The 17,429-nt window shown below is 54.9% G+C and carries 20 protein-coding genes and 2 pseudogenes; 13 read left to right on the top strand and 9 right to left on the bottom strand.

Annotated features, from left to right (window positions below; translation table 11 throughout):
• Both OA90_RS29170 and OA90_RS26565 read left to right on the top strand, forming a co-directional pair.
• A pseudogene (locus OA90_RS29170) lies at nt 1–456 on the top strand (hypothetical protein); the annotation flags it as partial.
• The gene (locus OA90_RS26565) at nt 453–638 is read left to right on the top strand and encodes a hypothetical protein (RefSeq protein ID WP_068419949.1); all 186 of its coding nucleotides are present in this window, start codon (nt 453–455) and stop codon (nt 636–638) included. The pseudogene OA90_RS29170 and the gene OA90_RS26565, both read left to right, overlap by 4 nt.
• Nucleotides 639–1,890: 1,252 nt before the next feature.
• Here the strand turns inward: OA90_RS26565 and OA90_RS26555 are convergent.
• The 8 genes from OA90_RS26555 to OA90_RS26520 all read right to left on the bottom strand — a co-directional run bounded on the left by OA90_RS26555 (nt 1,891) and on the right by OA90_RS26520 (nt 7,967).
• Nucleotides 1,891–2,964, bottom strand: a complete 1,074-nt coding sequence (locus tag OA90_RS26555) for a site-specific integrase (protein ID WP_068419945.1) — start codon at nt 2,962–2,964, stop codon at nt 1,891–1,893.
• A gap of 187 nt (nt 2,965–3,151) precedes the next feature.
• A complete protein-coding gene (locus OA90_RS26550; protein WP_068419943.1) occupies nt 3,152–3,397 on the bottom strand; it encodes a hypothetical protein in 246 nt (81 codons plus the stop codon).
• A complete protein-coding gene (locus OA90_RS26545) occupies nt 3,394–3,870 on the bottom strand; it encodes a hypothetical protein (protein ID WP_199823860.1) in 477 nt (158 codons plus the stop codon). Before OA90_RS26545 ends, OA90_RS26550 begins: the two co-directional genes overlap by 4 nt.
• Before the next feature lie 100 nt (nt 3,871–3,970).
• Nucleotides 3,971–4,729, bottom strand: a complete 759-nt coding sequence (locus OA90_RS26535; RefSeq protein WP_068419938.1) for a recombinase RecT — start codon at nt 4,727–4,729, stop codon at nt 3,971–3,973.
• Entirely contained in the window at nt 4,726–5,682 is a 957-nt protein-coding gene (locus tag OA90_RS26530; RefSeq protein WP_068419936.1) for a PD-(D/E)XK nuclease-like domain-containing protein, read from the bottom strand. Before OA90_RS26530 ends, OA90_RS26535 begins: the two co-directional genes overlap by 4 nt.
• Nucleotides 5,675–5,851 (bottom strand): hypothetical protein, encoded by a 177-nt coding sequence (locus OA90_RS28820; RefSeq protein WP_156510681.1) that lies wholly within the window; start codon nt 5,849–5,851, stop codon nt 5,675–5,677. The genes OA90_RS26530 and OA90_RS28820 overlap by 8 nt, the downstream gene beginning before the upstream one ends.
• Nucleotides 5,852–6,175: 324 nt before the next feature.
• Complete coding sequence (locus OA90_RS26525; RefSeq protein ID WP_068419934.1) at nt 6,176–6,484, bottom strand: hypothetical protein; 309 nt, start codon at nt 6,482–6,484, stop codon at nt 6,176–6,178.
• Between the two features lie 694 nt (nt 6,485–7,178).
• Nucleotides 7,179–7,967: a LexA family transcriptional regulator gene (locus tag OA90_RS26520; protein WP_199823859.1), complete on the bottom strand. Its 789-nt coding sequence runs from the start codon at nt 7,965–7,967 to the stop codon at nt 7,179–7,181.
• Here OA90_RS26520 and OA90_RS29160 point away from each other — a divergent pair.
• Complete coding sequence (locus tag OA90_RS29160; RefSeq protein WP_068419930.1) at nt 7,948–8,190, top strand: hypothetical protein; 243 nt, start codon at nt 7,948–7,950, stop codon at nt 8,188–8,190. The two genes, OA90_RS26520 and OA90_RS29160, sit on opposite strands and share 20 nt — an antisense overlap.
• Before the next feature lie 243 nt (nt 8,191–8,433).
• Nucleotides 8,434–8,916 (top strand): hypothetical protein, encoded by a 483-nt coding sequence (locus tag OA90_RS26510; protein WP_068419928.1) that lies wholly within the window; start codon nt 8,434–8,436, stop codon nt 8,914–8,916.
• A gap of 41 nt (nt 8,917–8,957) precedes the next feature.
• Here OA90_RS26510 and OA90_RS26505 read toward each other — a convergent pair whose 3' ends face one another.
• On the bottom strand, nt 8,958–9,716 hold the full coding sequence (locus tag OA90_RS26505; protein ID WP_068419926.1) for a hypothetical protein: 759 nt from the start codon (nt 9,714–9,716) through the stop codon (nt 8,958–8,960).
• Here OA90_RS26505 and OA90_RS26500 point away from each other — a divergent pair.
• The 9 genes and pseudogenes from OA90_RS26500 to OA90_RS26460 form a co-directional block, all read left to right on the top strand.
• Nucleotides 9,701–10,513 carry a DUF1376 domain-containing protein gene (locus tag OA90_RS26500; protein WP_068419923.1) on the top strand — a complete coding sequence of 271 codons (813 nt, stop codon included), beginning with the start codon at nt 9,701–9,703 and terminating at the stop codon, nt 10,511–10,513. The two genes, OA90_RS26505 and OA90_RS26500, sit on opposite strands and share 16 nt — an antisense overlap.
• Before the next feature lie 4 nt (nt 10,514–10,517).
• Nucleotides 10,518–10,967 (top strand): hypothetical protein, encoded by a 450-nt coding sequence (locus OA90_RS26495; protein ID WP_156510680.1) that lies wholly within the window; start codon nt 10,518–10,520, stop codon nt 10,965–10,967.
• 43 nt (nt 10,968–11,010) lie between these two features.
• A complete protein-coding gene (locus tag OA90_RS26490) occupies nt 11,011–11,280 on the top strand; it encodes a hypothetical protein (RefSeq protein WP_068419920.1) in 270 nt (89 codons plus the stop codon).
• The gene (locus OA90_RS26485; RefSeq protein ID WP_068419918.1) at nt 11,280–11,696 is read left to right on the top strand and encodes a hypothetical protein; all 417 of its coding nucleotides are present in this window, start codon (nt 11,280–11,282) and stop codon (nt 11,694–11,696) included. The genes OA90_RS26490 and OA90_RS26485 overlap by 1 nt, the downstream gene beginning before the upstream one ends.
• 101 nt (nt 11,697–11,797) lie before the next feature.
• Nucleotides 11,798–12,484, top strand: coding sequence for a phosphoribosyltransferase (locus OA90_RS26480; protein ID WP_068419913.1), 687 nt, complete (start codon nt 11,798–11,800; stop codon nt 12,482–12,484).
• Nucleotides 12,485–12,487: 3 nt separating this feature from the next.
• Nucleotides 12,488–13,453: a DNA-processing protein DprA gene (locus OA90_RS26475; RefSeq protein WP_068419911.1), complete on the top strand. Its 966-nt coding sequence runs from the start codon at nt 12,488–12,490 to the stop codon at nt 13,451–13,453.
• On the top strand, nt 13,454–13,966 hold the full coding sequence (locus tag OA90_RS26470; protein ID WP_068419909.1) for an HAD-IA family hydrolase: 513 nt from the start codon (nt 13,454–13,456) through the stop codon (nt 13,964–13,966). It begins immediately after the preceding gene.
• Nucleotides 13,967–14,534: 568 nt separating this feature from the next.
• Nucleotides 14,535–16,316 carry a DUF262 domain-containing protein gene (locus tag OA90_RS26465; protein WP_068419907.1) on the top strand — a complete coding sequence of 594 codons (1,782 nt, stop codon included), beginning with the start codon at nt 14,535–14,537 and terminating at the stop codon, nt 16,314–16,316.
• A gap of 168 nt (nt 16,317–16,484) precedes the next feature.
• Nucleotides 16,485–17,429 (top strand): annotated as a pseudogene (locus OA90_RS26460) (terminase family protein); the annotation flags it as partial.

Raw genomic sequence — 17,429 nt, 5'->3', positions numbered from 1 at the left:
ATACCCGCGAAGACGCAGGACAACGCCTTTCTGGGCGGGGACTATCTGGCGCAGCTCAACGCGCAACCGGAACCGCTCCGCACGGCGTTGCTGACTGGCGACTTCATGGCCGCCCGGCAAGATCATGACATGCAGGTTATTCCGTCCGATTGGGTGGATCTGGCATTCGAACGGTATGACGCCGGGATTGATGCCGGATTGCCGATGGATGTGCTGTCCGTGGATGTGGCGCAAGGGGGCAAAGACAAGACAGTCTTGCAGCCAGTCCACGGGCGGCGGTTTGAGGAACAAATCAGCCGTAAGGGTGTCGATACCAAGGACGGTGCTGATGTTGGCTCTCTGGTCATCAGGGAGCGGCGCGACAATGCGTTGATTGTCGTGGACTGCACCGGCGGTTGCCCGGATCGAGCGGTGCAGCCAATGGTACGACGAAATCAAAATGGGCTTCGAAAATGAATAAGCAAGACTTGGTCACCGTGCCTGTTGCTGCCGGCGCAATTGCATGGCCAAATATTCACGGTGTTGTCGAATTCGCGGCAAGGGAAGCGCAATTGATGTTGCCGCTTCTCGGTGCTTTTTGGCTGGTCGTTCAGATTGTCGCGAAAATTCACAGCACATGGATTAAGCCAAGGCGTTAGCGCCTTGGCTGTTGGTTTAGGGCAGCAATGCGGACAAAGCGGTCGTTGACCCATGGTGCTGATTTCCCCACCATGTCGCAATGATTTACGTCTTGGCATACCCACAGTTTGAGCCGAGTGTCGCCGAACGCATTCGTCGGTTTCGGGTCGCGAATGAGCCGGCCAGAGCCATGCTCGTCCCCCCGCACGTCACTCTCGTGTTTGGGCTGATGAAAATCCGCCCGCATGAGTTCTTGGGGCACTGCGAGGCGGTAGCCGACCGGACATCGCAGTTTGACGTGTCTTTCGTTTCAGGTGAGGTAACTCACGATCCCTTTGAAAAAACACACAAACTATTACTTCTCAGCTCGGCCGGAAGTTCCCAATTGGCCGCATTGCATCAACAGCTCTACGAAGGCCCTCAAAGGGCGAAACTAAAAGTCGATATCTCTTTCCATCCACACATTACGGTCGCGACAAACCCTGATCGAACGATCATAGAGCGCTTGGACATTTCCTCCCTCGGAGGCTTTCCACTGTTTGGAACAATCCAGGCGCTGGAGGTGGTTAAGCTTGCGTGCGGGAGGCTACACCACCTCCGAACCATCCCGTTCGCAAAGTTGAGTTAGGGTTCGGAGCTGCCCTCCGCTGCATAGCGTCATCACTAGGCCGAGGTTGCAACCTGCTAAAATGAAATGTGAGAACAAACAGGGGTCAAACTGTCAGTCTGACCAATAGATGCACAGGGTTTCATTGCAATTTCATTGCAGAGAAATTTGCAAAAAAAGCCTAAGTTATTGAAATGTTTGGTCGGGCAGGCCGGATTTGAACCGACGACCCCTTCACCCCCAGTGAGTGAACCGTACTGAAAAACGGCGGATTTCTGCGGTTTTTGATTCCGGAAATGGCCGGTTATTTCTGATATGTTCCGGGGTTTCTGAGCGGTTTCTGAGCGGATGCCATTTCGTTCTCTCTAAAGAGCGCCCGGCCTGCGGCTGATCGCGTCGGACGCTGCCTGCTGGTGTGCGGGATTCAAGTGCCCGTAAACTTCCAAAAGCATCTTGAGGGACATACCCAGAAAGTCTGCAANTAAGTTATTGAAATGTTTGGTCGGGCAGGCCGGATTTGAACCGACGACCCCTTCACCCCCAGTGAGTGAACCGTACTGAAAAACGGCGGATTTCTGCGGTTTTTGATTCCGGAAATGGCCGGTTATTTCTGATATGTTCCGGGGTTTCTGAGCGGTTTCTGAGCGGATGCCATTTCGTTCTCTCTAAAGAGCGCCCGGCCTGCGGCTGATCGCGTCGGACGCTGCCTGCTGGTGTGCGGGATTCAAGTGCCCGTAAACTTCCAAAAGCATCTTGAGGGACATACCCAGAAAGTCTGCAAGCGACTGCAAGTCCTGTGTCGTTTCAACGTTCTGGATACCCCAGCTTGCGGCAGTATGGCGAAGTGTGTGGGGAATGACATCATCACCTAGACCGGCATCAACCCGACTGTTTTTCCAAGCGCGCTTTGTGCTGGTGAGCGGCTGACCATCCCAATGAATGACGTGTGTGCAGATACCGTCCAGACGCTGCCAGCGTTCAAGGTGAGGAAGAAGGCGGGAAGGGATACGGATGCTCGGGCGGCGCTTGGTCGTGGTCTTTTCTGTGGAGCCTTTGCGATACATGACACCGTGGTCAAGGTCGAAGTATCCAGCATCCAAACTCGTGCACCAGCGCATTGAGCGGATGGCCGTTGCGCGCGTGCCGGTGTAGACCCCGATAAGTACCATGCGGGCAATATGGTGATTACCTCTGCGCCGCGCTGCGTGGATGAATGCAGCGGCTTCAGATCTGGTCAGCCAGCGCAATCTGCTCTCGCCAGCAGCAGGCATCTCCATGCGGCACATGAACTGGATTTTACGGTCCTTCATGTACATGTTGACCGCGCTTTGCAGCAGCTTCAATTCCCGCCGGGCTGTGCCACTCTTCACGCCTTGCTCAAGTCGCCGCGTCGTGTAGCGCTTGCTGTTCGAATCCATCACATCGGCGACACACAGAGTCCCCCAGAACGGGATCAGAGCGGAGAGAATGTAGGCTTCGTTTTTCGGGTTCGCCAATCTTGGAATATGGTGGGTAGCATAGAAGTTCAGCGCGTCCGCGATTGGGATAAGTCGAGGATCGAGGCTGTTGGTCGGTTGGTACTTTTCCGTAAGGTATTCTTGGAGCCGCTTTTCAGCTCCTTCAAAGTCTGATTCAGCGCAGCCTGTGCGAACGTATTTTGTCCCGTCCCGGATGACCCATTGTTTTCCTGATGTGTCTTTTCTAAGTGCGAGCCTTGGGGCTTTTCTTGGACGCGGCATTGCTCTCTCATTTCGCGAATTGCTTTGGGTGTAGTGAAATACGCGCGGCCGATTTTTTCCAGCACAAGTTTTCCACGCTCTGCCTCTGCCTTCAGAGTTGCGGGCTTGATGGCCCCGCGAAACAGCACCTTGCAGGCCTCTGCAAGCGTGATTGGAGTGTCTTCGTCCCAATTTTCCGGTAGTGCCATTAGTCAGTTTCTCTAAGTGCTAGATCGATACCTTCGTTGAAGGAAGCGGCAAGGCGTTGAGCAAGGAGTGGGTCTGTCTTCAGCGCACGCTTGATGGCAGTCCTGGCACACACAATAAGTGCACCTTGAAAGACCTCCCGACGTTCGGATGTGTCCAAGACCATTGTGACGAGATCCAATTGATCGATCATTTTTGCGGCTAGGCGCTCGCACTTTGGAAGGAACTGCATCTCTTGATCGTTCATTTGGTTTGATTCCTGGCTTTCATGATAATTTCCCGCCCCGCCTCGATGTCTCCCGAGACGGCATAGAGCTGAATGGCAACCTCAAGCGGGTCGATCCCAACGCTCTGCCAATGCGCCTGTTCGTTCATGCTGTGCTGGAGGCGGTGTTCCTCTGGCGTCAATGGCACCGTCCACGCATCATCCGGCTTTACCCCTTTGCCTGTTCTCGGTTTGCGGTGGCGCGGATCGCCGTAGCGGACGTGGCAGGCCTCACAGCCCTGAATGCCTGATATCAGGCTTGGCAGTTGCCGGATGAATGCCAGATGCTCTTCATCTTTGATCCGTTTGTGGGCCTTGCCGCTCGGGTCCAGCGTGAACGCGGTCCGGGCATGGGGATTGAAGAACTGGAACCCCATCAGCCTTGCTTTCCCTTCAATGCATCGATGCGGGGCAGGGTGATTGTGATCCGCTGACCGCCTTGCGGGTTCTTCCACGATGCCTTTTTGCAGCGGTGGTCAAGAGCCGTTCTTGTCTCGGTTTTGATCACGATGGGCCGGGAGCGCTTGGTGCCAGAGCACAGAACGATGTCGTGATTCATGATTTGTTCTCCGTGTTGTCGCTGTCCTTCGCTGCTTCTGAGGCGACCCATTCCACCAAATCCAGATTGAAGCCTTCTTCCGGCTCGGCTGGCTGTTGTTCTGTCTCCTGCTTTTCAGCCAGCTCAGCGCGTTTGGCTGCAAGGCGTTGCGCACCGCTCGGGGTGACATCCACCGCGTTATCAGGCCCCTGGAAGCTCTGAACCTCTTCCCGGTCATAAACACCAAGCAGAACCTCGGGCGTGTATCTGCGCGCCCATGCTCGGGCGGAGTAGTAGCCAAGCTGTTGGTGCGGGTCGGTCTTCCACAGGGGTGAGTTCTTGGTGGTGATCGCGCCGACTGGCGGGGACTGGTAGCTGTACTCTTCCCCGTCCAGTGTTCCGGTCACAGTGCATGTTAGCTTGTCGCCTTCACCTTCGAAGGCATAGCGCAAGCGGCCCTGAATGCCGGATCGTGTGTTGACCACGGCGGCGATGAGCTGCGCCTCATAGGCAATCTGTCCGTTTACCGCATAGGACTTGGAGGCGACCGCAAAGGGCGACATGTCCCATTCCATGGCCTGAAGGGCGACAGCCATGCAGGCACCGGCATTGCCGCGAAGGTGCTTCGGCAGGGCGATATCAGCCCGGCACATGACCTCGGCGAACCGGACAACCTCGGAAAGGTTCTGCGGGGCGATCTTCGCGCCCTGGTCGGAGGCAATGCCGACCTGCGCTGCGGATGTGCTGTATTGCTGTAGCTGTGAAGTCTGGCTCATGCGGCTTGCTCCAGTTGCGGGGTTTGAAGGTCTTGCTCAATGGCTTCCCGGTCCCAATCACCGATGCGGACGGGGCGGGCCTCAAAGGGGCGGGCTCCCGGCCAGAAGCCGGACGCCATGCACCGGGCAATCGTGTCGAGGCCCTTGCGAATGACAGCTTCGCCAAGCTCCAGATCTTCCGGGGCCAACTCGACGGACTGCGTGTCCGGTGTGTCGCCGGTGGAGACGTAGACATTCCAGAAGCTGTCAAAGGGCAGGCCAAGCTCGCGGGCCGCGCGCCTTACGCCGCCGCCCTGAACGAAATAGCCATTGTCCTTGATCTGACGGCGGATGAACCGCTCATCCATGGAAGAGGTTGTTTTGAGGTCGGCGTAAAAGCCGTCTATCGCCACGTTGTCCGGGCGGGACTTGAACCAAAGGCCGGTCTTGGCGTCCTTAAAGAACATCGAGCGCTCAACAGAGCCGTTCAGAATGCCCTGCTGCACCATAGGATCGCGGGCAGCGTCTTCCGCCATCCGCTTGATCTTCTCGATCTGCTCAAGGGTGACAACAGCCTTGCCGGCCGCTTCCTGTGCCTCCGTCCATGCCTTGCAGACCTTGGCGTTGTTGCTCCAAGGCTTTTCCGCACCGGTCTTGATGTCCTCATAGGTCTCCGGCTGAACTGAAAAGTTGTCCGCAAAGACCTCGTCGTTGAGCATGAGCGAATGAACGGCCCGGCCCATGTTGAGCGCCTTGGTGGGCTTGAGCGTGATGTGGTTCGGATTGTGCTTCCAAAGATGCCAGAATTGCTTCGGGCTGCCGCCAAGGGCTGGAAACAGATGCTTCAGGGATGACTTGGAAACGCTCGGCGCATCCAGAAGGTCCAGCTTGCCGTGATAGTCGGCCAGATCGATGCCGGTATAGACGCCGGGCTCGGTGATTGTTGAACCATCCCACTCAATCGCTTCAATCATGGGATCGCTCGCAGCGCTGTGCATGCTCATTCAGGATCTTGCAGACCCGTTCAGCGTCGGCCCGGTTCTCGGCGAACACAGCCGCAACAACGCGAGAGACAAAGCCGTTCTCGCAATAGAAGCGGCGCTGCTCGCCGTCGTCTGTCATCAAGACCATATTGAAATCCATTTGGGGGTCTCCGGAGTCGCCTTGTTGAAACCGCCATCGGCAGTTTGAAAAAGGGGCCGGAAGATCCGGCCAGTTGGTGGGAGGATGGTCAGTGCCCGGTATCGGGCTTTTCGTTGCCCCCGGCTGGCGCCGCATGATCCAGCCGGGGGAGGGTATGCAGCGGGGAGGAAAACCCGCTGCAATTCGGTCAGTGTCGGAAGTGGCTCAAGATGGTGAGGGCCAGAAGGAGCATTGCAGCCAATCCGGCATGGGAAAGTGCGGAAGACAGCAGGCTAAAACCCCTATAGGACACGCCGCGAAGTTGCGGCGGCAAGGGGAGGCGGCTCAAGCCGCCATCCGATGCTCAACACCAGCCACAGCGCCGGTAATCCGCTCAGCACGGTAGTCGCTGTAACCGTCGTCTTCGTCCTGTTCGGGGAATGCAGCCGCCATCACGTCGGCGGTGATGTCGTTTGACCAGCCCTCAGCGGGATTGAATTCAAAGACCGCTTTCACGTTCTCAATCTGGCCGTCCCGGATGTCCTCAACGATCTTGTTGAACCGCATCTCTTCAACGTCGAGTTCCTGCGCATAGACCGTCTGGCCGAGGTCGCAGATGATTGAATAGAAGGTGGTGTCGGCGTTGAGAGACATGGGCGTTTTTCCTCTTGAAGCTTTGCGGAAGATCTAGCGGGGTGCCGTCTTCGTTTCGCTGTTGATGAATTGGAATTTAAATCCAATAAAAAGAGGTGTCAACATAAAATGGAAATTAAATCCAATTATATTTGGCGGAAGAATTTCGGGACAGCTATGTTTTGCCCGCGGAGACGGGGCGCAATTCCCTGCCGGATGAAAACCACGAGCGCGGGGGCCGAAAGCTCTACGGTGCTGCTGGAAACTGAGGACGGATTAGCCGAAAGGCGTCCTAGCGTACGTGTCCCATTCCCGGCTCCGGTCGACAAGACACAGGCCATTGTCTTCCTGCCTTCTGGGGTTCCTAAGGGGGAGGGGGGCTATGGCTTGGAACCCTTCCCCCCCTCTAATCGACAGAACATAATTTACTACAGAGGAGAGAGAGTTAGGGATAGCTCAGCAGGACAACGGATTTGATCTTCCATCCCAGTCGATGAAACAATCTGAACCACCGCCGACAAGGTTTCCCGTTAGATACAGAACAAGCAAAGTAACGGCTACTACTGCATAAAATGCTAAGATAAATTTTCCACTCGAAAAGTCATATTTGTACCAGAAGGAGCCTTTTAGTATTCCTTGGTCTTGGAGTGCGCCAAGGGTGATGAACACAGCTGGCAAAAGTGCAATAATAATTCCAATAGCAAGCACGTCTTACCTATTCGATTGGTCTGATTACACTCAAAATTTTCGCAAGTATCCTGACTTCTGAGGCTTCCTCGCTGTGTTCGTCGTAGATTACTGGCTCTTGAAAACGCGGATCATTTGATTCCGGGCGCAATTCGATTTCCCCATTGTGCCGGATGATGCGCTTTGCTGTGCGTTCAAGTGTGTGCCCACCATCTCGGGACCGCTCCACGACGATCAAGTCACCTGCTTTGATTTCAAATCCGGCCTGAAGGTAGTCGACGCACAAAATCAAATCGCCATCCTGGGCGATCCGATTGAGGCTCTCGCCCTTGATGCGAAGCAGGTATTGAGCGTCGGCTGAATAGCGCTTATCGCCGCCAAAAAGGGTTGATCGCTCTTCCTTTTCGCCTTCGAAAAGGTCAGCCTCAAGCCAAAGTCCGGCAGCTACTTCGCCGCGGACAACCAGACCTCTCGGGGTGATCTTTGTCTGATCTCCGCCGCCTTCGCTGCCATATCGCAGGAACTGTTCGGTAGTACCGAGGGCCTGGGCAATCCGTGCAAGGAAGTCACCGCGCGGCTGCTCAACCTCTCCACGTTCCGACTTGTTGAGCGCGTCGTAATTCACATCGGCTCGCCGTGCCAGCTCGGCGCGAGAGAGCTTTTTCTCTTTCCGAAGTTCAACAATTCGGTTGTTCCAAGTCATTTCCAAAAGATATTCCAATTCGGAATTGACAGGTTGGAAAAAATCGCCAATACCAATATTGGAATTTAAATCCATATTTAAGGCTGTTTGCCCGATGTTAGAAGAAAGAACCATCGCTGAACTTATCGATAGCGCAGGCGGCGCAGAGAAGATCGTCGAGGAAGCGAATGCCCGCGAGTTGAAGCTGTCGAAGTGGGGCCCGTACAAGTGGCCGTCTGCAGGCATCCCGGAAAAATACTGGGACATCTTTGCGGATCTGGCTGGCACAGAGCCCAACGAGATTTATGCCGCGAACGTCGCCGCTCGGCAGGATACCGAAGGCAATGTCGCCGCCTAGAAGGGCGCGAAGTCATCACCGCTTGCCCTTCGTTCGGGTGAGCTTTCGGAGCCACATGGTTCTGCGTCGCAGCTCCACACCAACGTGATCCGGCGCCTTCTTAGCCTCTCCGCAAGGCCATCGGGGCGCCGGGTTCCAGAAGCAACAAGCCAAAGCCTATGGGGCGTTTGTTTCTCATCCATGCCCCGGATTTAGCAACTCCAGAAAAGACCTTCACGGTTGTGAGGATGGAATAACAGCACCATGGACTATCTGAGCCGCGAAGAATACGACCGCCTGTCTCTTGCCAGCAAAGACCTTGTGAAACTGGCAGGAGGGCCGGTGAGGGCGCTTGAAATCACCGGTTACAAGCAGGCCTACCAAATCCAGCGCTGCACGACGATTGAGGGCCAGGACAGACGCTTTCTGCCGGTCAAGGCGATTGCGGAGCTTGAAGCTGACGTTGTCGAGAGCGGGCGGGTTCCGCCGGTCACCAAAGTTCTGGCCGACATGGCAGGGTTTGATCTGGTCCGCAGGACTGCATGCCGAGGCGATACCAGCACACTCTCGTCTCTCTCAGACCTGATGAAATCCTTCGGTGAGGCAACCGGCTCAGTCATGGATGCCTATGCGGATGGAAAGCTTACAGCGGAAGAGCAGGAAGAATGCATCAAGCGGCTTGATGCACTGCTGGATCAGGCTTCCCGAACTCTCGTGATCCTTCGCGGGGAGAGGGTGGAGGGATGAGTGAGGAGGATTGTCTGCCAAAGCGACGGTGTGGCGTGAGTTTACATGTCTGGAGTTTTGATTTCAGACACAGCAAGAATATCGTCACCGTAGAGGTTCCGAATTTTCTGTTTCTTTTCGATAGCAGACTGAAGCCTTTCGGCCTCTGCCTCAAAAAACTCGAAGACTGGTTTGCACAAATCAGCGCACCCTTGTGCCGCGAAGATCGCAACGCGCGGTTCAGCATTCAATTTCGCCACCAAATGTTCCATTATTCCTTTGGCGGTTGCGAGACTGTTGGCCAAAGCAGGAGTCAAATCCTCCCTGTGGGATTCAATTCGGGGAAGATAGACGCGTTCGAAGAGTTCTCGAAGGGCTGTTTGTCCCGGAGGCGTTTGGTGCTTGGGATCGCCTATATCCCGAATCCATTCGATGGCATCAGACAAGGCCTCGGAACTCGCTTTGACCGCTTTTTGTTGACGAATCAAATCGTCCAGTTGTTGTTCGACATTTGCGAACACAAACTGATTTGCTTGTTTCTTGGTCTGCCTTTTCGTCTCGGTTACCGCCCACCAAGCCGCGAAAATAGCGCCGGCCGCTGCGCCCCACCCACTCCAAGAACCAACCCATCCACGCCAACACTCGCTTACGACTTTGTCACTTCCCAATCCGTCGCAGGCGTTGTCCAAAAGCATCCAGGCAACGATAAAAGATATCGGTATTGCGGCTCCGACTGCGAGCCAAACAGCAGGCTTTTTCATAGTGAAACAAATACCACTCTCTGGTTGAGTCGTGGAGTCGCCGCGTGAACGGCCTTCCATATTACAAAGCCTATCCGCGTGACTTCATCGAAGGCACCATTGGCATGGAGTTCGAGGTCAAGTGCACCTACCGGGTGATACTGGATCTGATCTACATGCAGGGTGGCGATCTACCGGATGATGCAAGATACATTTCCGGGCTTCTCGGCTGCTCAATTCGCAAGTGGAAGAGCATCCGCGAGAAGCTGATTGCGGCAGATAAAATCGTCGTTTCAGGCGAGTTTCTGACGAATTATCGCGCGCTAAAACAGCTCGAAACTCTGTCGAAACTGCGGGATAAAAACCGTGAAAACGGCTCTCGATCTAATAAAAACAACAGCTTAACAAAAGCGACCGCTGAACTAACGCGCGTTAAACCAGAACCAGAACCAGATAAAAAGGAACCTAAAGGTTCCCAAAAAAGGGGAACCCGGCTCCCCCCTGACTGGACCCTTTCAAATCGAAACATCCAAGACGCTCAGGCTTGCGGCCTGACAACGGACGAGGTGCGGCATGAGGCCAACAAATTCCGAGACTACTGGATTTCAGCAACTGGAGCCAAAGCTTCCAAGCTCGATTGGGATGCGACATGGCGCAATTGGTGCCGCAATGCAGCGGAGCGAAAACCCGCAGGCCGTGGCCGACCGGTGGGCAATCGATCAAACGGCGAGAAGCTTGCAAACGCTTTTGACGAGCTGCAGCGGGAGATCCGGGCTGCTGAGGATGGCCCGCACCCTTGGGGCGACGATGGTTCCTCCCACGCCGGAGCAGTTCTTGACCTTGAGAGCTCTTTCGGCCGCTCTAAAGGGCGAGGGTAGGCCAATGGCTGAACAGGCCTCGTGGATGGCACGGGGATTGATCGGGCTCTACCGGGCCTCGGACCTGCACGACCCGAAGACGTTTGCGGCTGGCATGTCGGCAGTGTTCCAGAGCTATCCGGTTGAAGCCGGGCTTATCGCGGCTTGCCCGGTCAACGGCATTCCGAAGGGCCGCAAGTTCGCCCCGGCTATCGCTGAGGTTCACGAGTTCCTGCAAGAGCTGATCGACGAGGCGGGGGAGTTTCAGCGGCGGCTGATGGCCTTCGGCGTCTGCGGCCCGCGGATCGTGTTCAAAGCCCAAGACCCGGTGAAATACGACGCGGTTTTGAAGCTCCACCAGCAACGGCGGAAAGGGTTCCAGGACTTGGAACTGCCGTTCATCTGCTACGCGCCGGACATGGAAGATCGGATTAGCCAGACCATCGCATTCTGGAAGTCGATAGGGCAGGCGTAAAGCGCCGCCAGAACAAAACAAAAACAAGAATGGGGCAAAGACAATGGATCACCTCAAAGAGCAGATAGAAGAAGCCCAGAGGCAGGTTGAAATCCGCAAGAGAGCGGCAGCCAGGCCGAATGCGACGATTGAAGATGAGTTGCGCCTGCAGTGCGCGAGAAACTGGCTCCTGACGCTGGAAAATCGCGTCCTGAACAAGATCGTGCGGTTGCAGAAGAAACCCGCGAGAGGACAGGTGCCGCAGCCAAAGCCAAAATCCGCAAAAGACAGAGCAGAAGCAGCCTTCGCATCGCTGCAGAAAGTAGGTTCCTGATGGCCTCCGGAGGGCATGTAGACCGTATCGCCGCCGAGTTCGGTGTGCACTTCGTGGACCACACGATTAAACCGCGTGGAAGGCACGAAAGCCGCGCCCGGCGAACCTGCCAAACGATCCTGAAGAAACACGGGCCAGAGCACTTGCGGCTTGTGTTCGGGCTGATCAACACGACGAAGAACCGGGGGAATTGGCAAGCGGCCTGCTTCACGGCTGTGTCCAGACTGGTCCTGAACAAGCCCGATCTTTTGAAGCGAGCGGACTTTCTGGACCTGTTCGACCGGATCGATCTGGATGCTCTTTTGAAGAGCGCCAAACAGGCAAACGCCTCGGCCCCGACCGTTACCACGGCAGTCCTGCTATCCTATGAAGTCAACCGGCTGATTGCCGAACAGGAGGCGAAGGAGGCTGCGTGAGGGCTGGCACGGTCCTACAATGTCGATCTCGCCTCATGGTTGAATTACATTCCTGCTCTCACTACATTTTCTGCAGGCATAACAGGCGGGGGAGAGCGCCGATGATTCCCTACACGATGGTTGCTGGCTGGATGGGGTTCCCAAGACTGACCATTAACACCGGACTGACTTATTCTTACGCAATTGGCTATAAACTCAAAGATAAGACAGGTGAGCATTGGACTGCTCGATTTATACGCTTCAAAGAAAAGGACAAAAAAGCAGAATGGGGCGGGGCGTCTGTCTTTTACGAAGCTGTCCCTGCCCTCATGAAGGAACTCGGTGTTGATCCGAATAGGTCAGCATTTATTCCGGCTCTTTCATCTAGCGAAACCAAGGCTGATCCGGGGAGGTCCGTGCCCTGGATTGCCAAGGAAAGCGCTCGAATTTGCGGAGCGCAATACACTGACGCCGCACTCTCCAAACAGGTTCACGGAAAGATTCATAATATTTATTCAGCAGAAGGGCGCACTGCTGAACTCGATAAAGCAAAATACCAGTCCGTAAAAATAGATGCGGATCATGTTTTTGTTTTTGATGATATTATCACTCGCGGTGATACACTATCACGTATTGCTCAAGCGGTTCTTGCTATAAATCCGGATAGCAAAGTCTACGGCGTAGGGTTTGCAAAGGCTGAAAGTGTCGACTACTGCCCTAATCCTGACAACGATCAAGTTCCTTCCCAATGGGACGATCTCTGGAAGCAGGGCGAACAGGAGCACGATGAAAAATTTAAAAAGGGCTAGGCCATGGCTACATCGTCCATATCATCGACCTCTCTGGCCCTTACGGCCCTAATGAAGCTCAAGGGAGTAGGAAGGCGCGCTGCCCTGCGTATCGTACATGGTCCTGTTCCCGATAGCGAAGCCAAGGAAATCATCGTAGACCGAGTAAAGCGCGCGAAACTACCGGAAATCGAACTCCGCAACGCATGGGATCGCGCCGAGGCCGAGCTTGAGAATACGGAAGCGAGCGGCATTAAGTTCTACTCCTTCCATGACGAAGGGTACCCAACGCGGCTGCGAAAAATTCCTGATCCTCCGGCTGTTTTGTACGTGAAAGGTGATACGTCGGGCTTGCACTCCTCAAAATGCCTTGCTGTCGTCGGGACTAGAGAGCCGACCCCCTATGGTGAGGCGGTTGCACGGAAATCCGCCGCTACCGCTGCCGAAGCTGGTTTCATCATCGTCAGCGGTTTGGCGCATGGGTGCGACACTCTTGGGCATGAAGGCTGCTTGGACGCTCACGGGGTAGGGGTCGCAGTGATGGCGCACGGTCTGGATAAGGTCTATCCCGCTGCCAATCGTGGGCTAGCTTCACGTCTGCTGGAAAACGGCGGTTGTCTCGTCAGCGAATATCCGCTGGGCTTCAAACCAATGCGAACGGCATTTGCCGAGCGTGATCGCATCCAGAGCGGCCTATCGGACGCTGTTCTTGTTGTAGAAACTGACGTGAAGGGCGGCACCATGCACACAGTCCGCTTTTCCCGTGAGCAAAAACGCATTCTGGCGTGCATCGACCACCCTGCGAAGTGGAAAGGCGAGGATAAGACTAAGGGCAATCAAATGATGATTGCTGAACGATGGGCGCGTGGCATCGCTGATGGTGCTGCCCTCACTCAGTTACTCGCAGATATCGAAAATCTGGAACCTTCTATCGAGCCTGCTCCGGAGCAGCCAAGTAGCACCGGCGCTCAAACTTCGATGGCATTCTAAATGATCATTTTCGATTTCGACCAGACCCTTGTCGATACATCTTCAGTCGAGCACCTCCGTGCAACTCGGAACTGGAAAGCTGTAATGGCGCGGGCGTCACAGCTTCCCGTATACGAGGGGGTCAACAATCTGATCCAAGAGCTGCACGACGCGGGCCAAACGATAGCTATCGTTACAAAAAGCCCGGACATGGTGCCGAAAGCGTTCATCAAGGCGCATAGCTGGCCGATAGCCATCGTTGTCGGCTATCATCACGTGAAGAACCGGAAGCCTCATCCTGAGGGTTTGCTGCTCGCTATGTCTAAGGCAGGCGCATCACCGAGTGAAACTTATCATGTCGGTGATCAGCCGCAGGACACTGAAGCCTCGCGCGCTGCGGATGTGATCGCGGTAGGTTCAGCATGGGGTTGCACCGATACGTCAGAGCTGGAAGTCTCAAAACCAGACGTTCTGTTTTCGTCAGTTGCAGAGCTGCGGGAATATTTCGTCGCTGAGCTTGGCTTAGAAGACTAGCTTTGCTAGGGCATGTTCGCGCCCAGATACACTGAGACCGATTGGGCTCAAGACGACCCGCATTCCAGCGGTTTGAATGGTCGCTAGATCTGTAGATACCTTCTTTGCGAATTTTGAGGCAAGGAGGCCGTGATGGGCACGAGCAATTTCAGTGACTATTTCAAACGGGACGGTTCGCTGTTGCGTGCAGAGCAGGCGAATTGGGCAGCGACGACGATTACGATGGCGGTGCTGCTGTTCGTATGAGTGGGATCGGCTGATAGCACAGCAAGAGGCGAAGGAGGCTGCGTGAGAGGACGAGGCCATGAGGTAAGGGGGCAATGCCGAAGTGCGAAGCTGACATTTGCCGATAGTGCTCACGTTGGCGCTTCCGACCCATTGCCGACCTTGAAGCGGTTCGACCCGGATGAGTAGCTCAACCCAAAGCGGCCTTCGGACTTGAAAGGTAACAGACAACTCTATTTTTTTGAACGTTGCAGCGTTACTAGCGAACAGGCAGTTATGTCGCTAATCTCCATGCTCATGAGGAAATCAGGCCAACCGCATTGACCTTGGGGTTCGATCAGCAATGGACGCAAGACTAAAGTTTACCGATGAACAGGCTGAAACGTCGTTTGCAGATACCGTGTCTGGGGACAGTGTTCTAACAATCCCACTGTTCCAAAGACCCTACCGCTGGACCAAACAGAATCTTGATTGGTTCTGGCAGGACATCGAAGAGATTCGTGAAGGTGCTGCGCAATCAGAGTTCATGGGCGTCGTCGTAGCTGTTCAGCGTGGGGTCCGCGCCGGACGTCCGATCCCATTTGAAATCGTAGATGGTCAGCAGAGACTTTCCACGATTTACCTCTTCGTTACCGCAGCCGTGGAAGCAATTGCGCGTTCCGGAGAAACGACTGCTGCAGCTAACTTAGTTGGCACCTACCTCCTGGTTCGACGGATGGCGGACAATCCCATCAACACCAAATTGATCCCATCGTATGCAGATCGGCGTCAATTCAAGAACATCTGGGACCGGGTTTTGTCGATCCCCGGATTTTCTACCCACCCTGACATTCAGTCCAATCCTCCTAAGCCTCCTACTGCGTCGGGTGCAGAGAATGGACGTATGACGGCCCAGTACAACAGAATGAGGACGCTGTTGGCTCGTGAGCTACAAGAACGCGGTTTGGAAGAATTGCAGGAACTCATTGAGCTAGTTGTTGGCCGTTTGAGTTTTGTGAATATTTCTCTCAAAGACCCTACGGTAGCACCAAAGATATTCGAGAGACTGAACGCTCGCGCTGAACCTATTACCATTGCTGATCTTGTTCGGAACGAGGTTTTTTCGAGGATTGATGACGAACCTGAAGAGGCGCATCGAATATTTGAGCAGCACTGGGAGCCTTTCGCGGCGCGCTTTTCTTCATCCAACTCGAACGACCTGCTCGAGAAGTTCCTTTTTCCGTACGGGCTCGTCTTCGACCACAATATCACTAAACGCGAGCTATTCGTGAGCTTGAGAGAGAGATGGGCCGACATGGTCGGACCGATCGACATCATAACCGACATGTCGCGTTTCGCAGACACCTACATGGCGCTTGAGTCAGGCCAACAGTTCAATCATTTCGACGGCAAGTTGATGGACGCATTAAATCGCATTCATCGTCTCAACAAGCCTTCGTCCACCTACTCATTCATACTTCGACTTATTGATGCGCATCGGGATGAAGAAGTATCGTTGGAGAGAGTAGTTGCCATATTGAAAGTGATTGAGGACTTTCTTTTCCGACGTGCGATATGTGGGTTTGAGCCAACGGGTCTTCATGCGGTCTTTAAAGGCATGTGGGCAGATTTGACCCAAAGCACGGAAGAAGCTGAAGAACAAATCCCGGTAGAGCCTAGCGCAGTTATCGCCTACATTAGTGGGAAGCCTACGATCTCTTGGCCACATGATGAAGACTTCGAGTTGGCTATAAGGACTGGTGATTTGTATCATCGAAAGGTCAATAAATTTGCTCTTTCGGAGCTAGAAATCGCGAGCGTAGGCGAAACCCCCCAAGACAATTTCCAGATCGAGCACGTGCTTCCTCAGACACCTACCGAGTCATGGGATCAAGAGTTCGGAGAGAACTGGGAGAGTGTTGTCAACAGTTGGGCAAATCTGTTGCCCGTTACCGAGAAGATGAATCCGCAGGTTGCTCGATCTGGTTACAGTGTTAAGCGCCAGGCCTTCGCCGGTTCTGTCTTTGCGACTACTCGTAATTTTGCAGAGCAAATTGAGGAGTGGAATCCGGACCAACTTGCGGCAAGAGCAGACGAGATTGCGAGATGGGCCGTGGCTCGATGGCCGACCAACCGGCAACGATAAGCAAGCATGATTTTGGCACCAGGCCAAGTATCTGGGCGACTTTTGGACGTTGATTAGCTCGCCTGTGTCGCCCTGCCTTCACATTCTAAGAGTCCGATTCAAAAGTTCATGAGACAAGACAATAGGTTGCGAGCCTGCGTGTCATGACCCTGATACTAGCGATGTTGAATGAACGCTCTTGAAACGCTGATCACGCAGATAGAGCGGATGTCGGCGGAGGATCGGGTTGCGCTTCAAAAGCAACTGGACGAAGCCGGGGTGCTTGAGCAGTTCAACGTGTGGCGTCCGCAAGAGGGACCGCAAACTGAGGGTTACTTCAGCACCGCGGATTTGACGCTCTATGGCGGTGCGGCTGGCGGCGGGAAAACGGACCTGATTGCCGGGCTTTCGCTGTTCGCTCACCACAAGGTGGCGATCTTCCGGGACAGTCTGAAATCCCTCAAGGGCCTGATAGAGCGTATGAACGCGATCATGCGGGATGCGGGGCTTGGCCGGATTGTCGGCAATCCGCCCCGCTGGATCGGACCCGATGGCCGGATGATTGAATTCGGTCACTTGGGTGTGCCGGGTGCCGAGGAAGACTGGCAGGGCCGTGACCATGACCTGAAAGCGTTCGATGAGGGCGCACAGATGGACCCGCGCAAGGTTCTGTTCGTCATGGGCTGGCTGCGCTCCACGCGACCCGGCCAACGCTGCCGAGCGCTGATTGCGACCAACCCACCCGTTGGTGGGCAGGGGGACTATCTGGTTGACTGGTTCGCTCCCTGGCTCGATCCGCTGCATGAGCTGTTCGGTACGGTCGCGCCCGGTCAATTGCTGTGGGGCAACTTCATCACGGACGGCACTGAAATCCGCACCGAGTGGTTTACGGAGCCCACACAGATTGAAATCGAAGGCGAGCTTGTCGATGTGCCCTCCCGGACCTTCATACCCGCGAAGACGCAGGACAACGCCTTTCTGGGCGGGGACTATCTGGCGCAGCTCAACGCGCAACCGGAACCGCTCCGCACGGCGTTGCTGACTGGCGACTTCATGGCCGCCCGGCAAGATCATGACATGCAGGTTATTCCGTCCGATTGGGTGGATCTGGCATTCGAACGGTATGACGCCGGG

Source organism: Labrenzia sp. OB1, from assembly GCF_001624695.1.
Classification (GTDB): Bacteria; Pseudomonadota; Alphaproteobacteria; order Rhizobiales; family Stappiaceae; genus Roseibium.
Note: the sequence above shows the minus strand (reverse complement) of the source record. Positions and strands in the feature narration are given on the sequence as shown.

Coding starts and splice junctions, on each gene's coding strand:
- OA90_RS26510 (WP_068419928.1), top strand. CDS start 8,434: ATGGACTATCTGAGCCGCGAAGAATACGACCGCCTGTCTCTTGCCAGC.
- OA90_RS29160 (WP_068419930.1), top strand. CDS start 7,948: ATGTTAGAAGAAAGAACCATCGCTGAACTTATCGATAGCGCAGGCGGC.
- OA90_RS28820 (WP_156510681.1), bottom strand. CDS start 5,851: ATGGATTTCAATATGGTCTTGATGACAGACGACGGCGAGCAGCGCCGC.
- OA90_RS26495 (WP_156510680.1), top strand. CDS start 10,518: ATGGCTGAACAGGCCTCGTGGATGGCACGGGGATTGATCGGGCTCTAC.
- OA90_RS26550 (WP_068419943.1), bottom strand. CDS start 3,397: ATGAACGATCAAGAGATGCAGTTCCTTCCAAAGTGCGAGCGCCTAGCC.
- OA90_RS26535 (WP_068419938.1), bottom strand. CDS start 4,729: ATGAGCCAGACTTCACAGCTACAGCAATACAGCACATCCGCAGCGCAG.
- OA90_RS26485 (WP_068419918.1), top strand. CDS start 11,280: ATGGCCTCCGGAGGGCATGTAGACCGTATCGCCGCCGAGTTCGGTGTG.
- OA90_RS26565 (WP_068419949.1), top strand. CDS start 453: ATGAATAAGCAAGACTTGGTCACCGTGCCTGTTGCTGCCGGCGCAATT.
- OA90_RS26470 (WP_068419909.1), top strand. CDS start 13,454: ATGATCATTTTCGATTTCGACCAGACCCTTGTCGATACATCTTCAGTC.
- OA90_RS26520 (WP_199823859.1), bottom strand. CDS start 7,967: ATGGTTCTTTCTTCTAACATCGGGCAAACAGCCTTAAATATGGATTTA.
- OA90_RS26525 (WP_068419934.1), bottom strand. CDS start 6,484: ATGTCTCTCAACGCCGACACCACCTTCTATTCAATCATCTGCGACCTC.
- OA90_RS26505 (WP_068419926.1), bottom strand. CDS start 9,716: ATGGAAGGCCGTTCACGCGGCGACTCCACGACTCAACCAGAGAGTGGT.
- OA90_RS26530 (WP_068419936.1), bottom strand. CDS start 5,682: ATGATTGAAGCGATTGAGTGGGATGGTTCAACAATCACCGAGCCCGGC.
- OA90_RS26490 (WP_068419920.1), top strand. CDS start 11,011: ATGGATCACCTCAAAGAGCAGATAGAAGAAGCCCAGAGGCAGGTTGAA.
- OA90_RS26555 (WP_068419945.1), bottom strand. CDS start 2,964: ATGCCGCGTCCAAGAAAAGCCCCAAGGCTCGCACTTAGAAAAGACACA.
- OA90_RS26480 (WP_068419913.1), top strand. CDS start 11,798: ATGATTCCCTACACGATGGTTGCTGGCTGGATGGGGTTCCCAAGACTG.
- OA90_RS26465 (WP_068419907.1), top strand. CDS start 14,535: ATGGACGCAAGACTAAAGTTTACCGATGAACAGGCTGAAACGTCGTTT.
- OA90_RS26475 (WP_068419911.1), top strand. CDS start 12,488: ATGGCTACATCGTCCATATCATCGACCTCTCTGGCCCTTACGGCCCTA.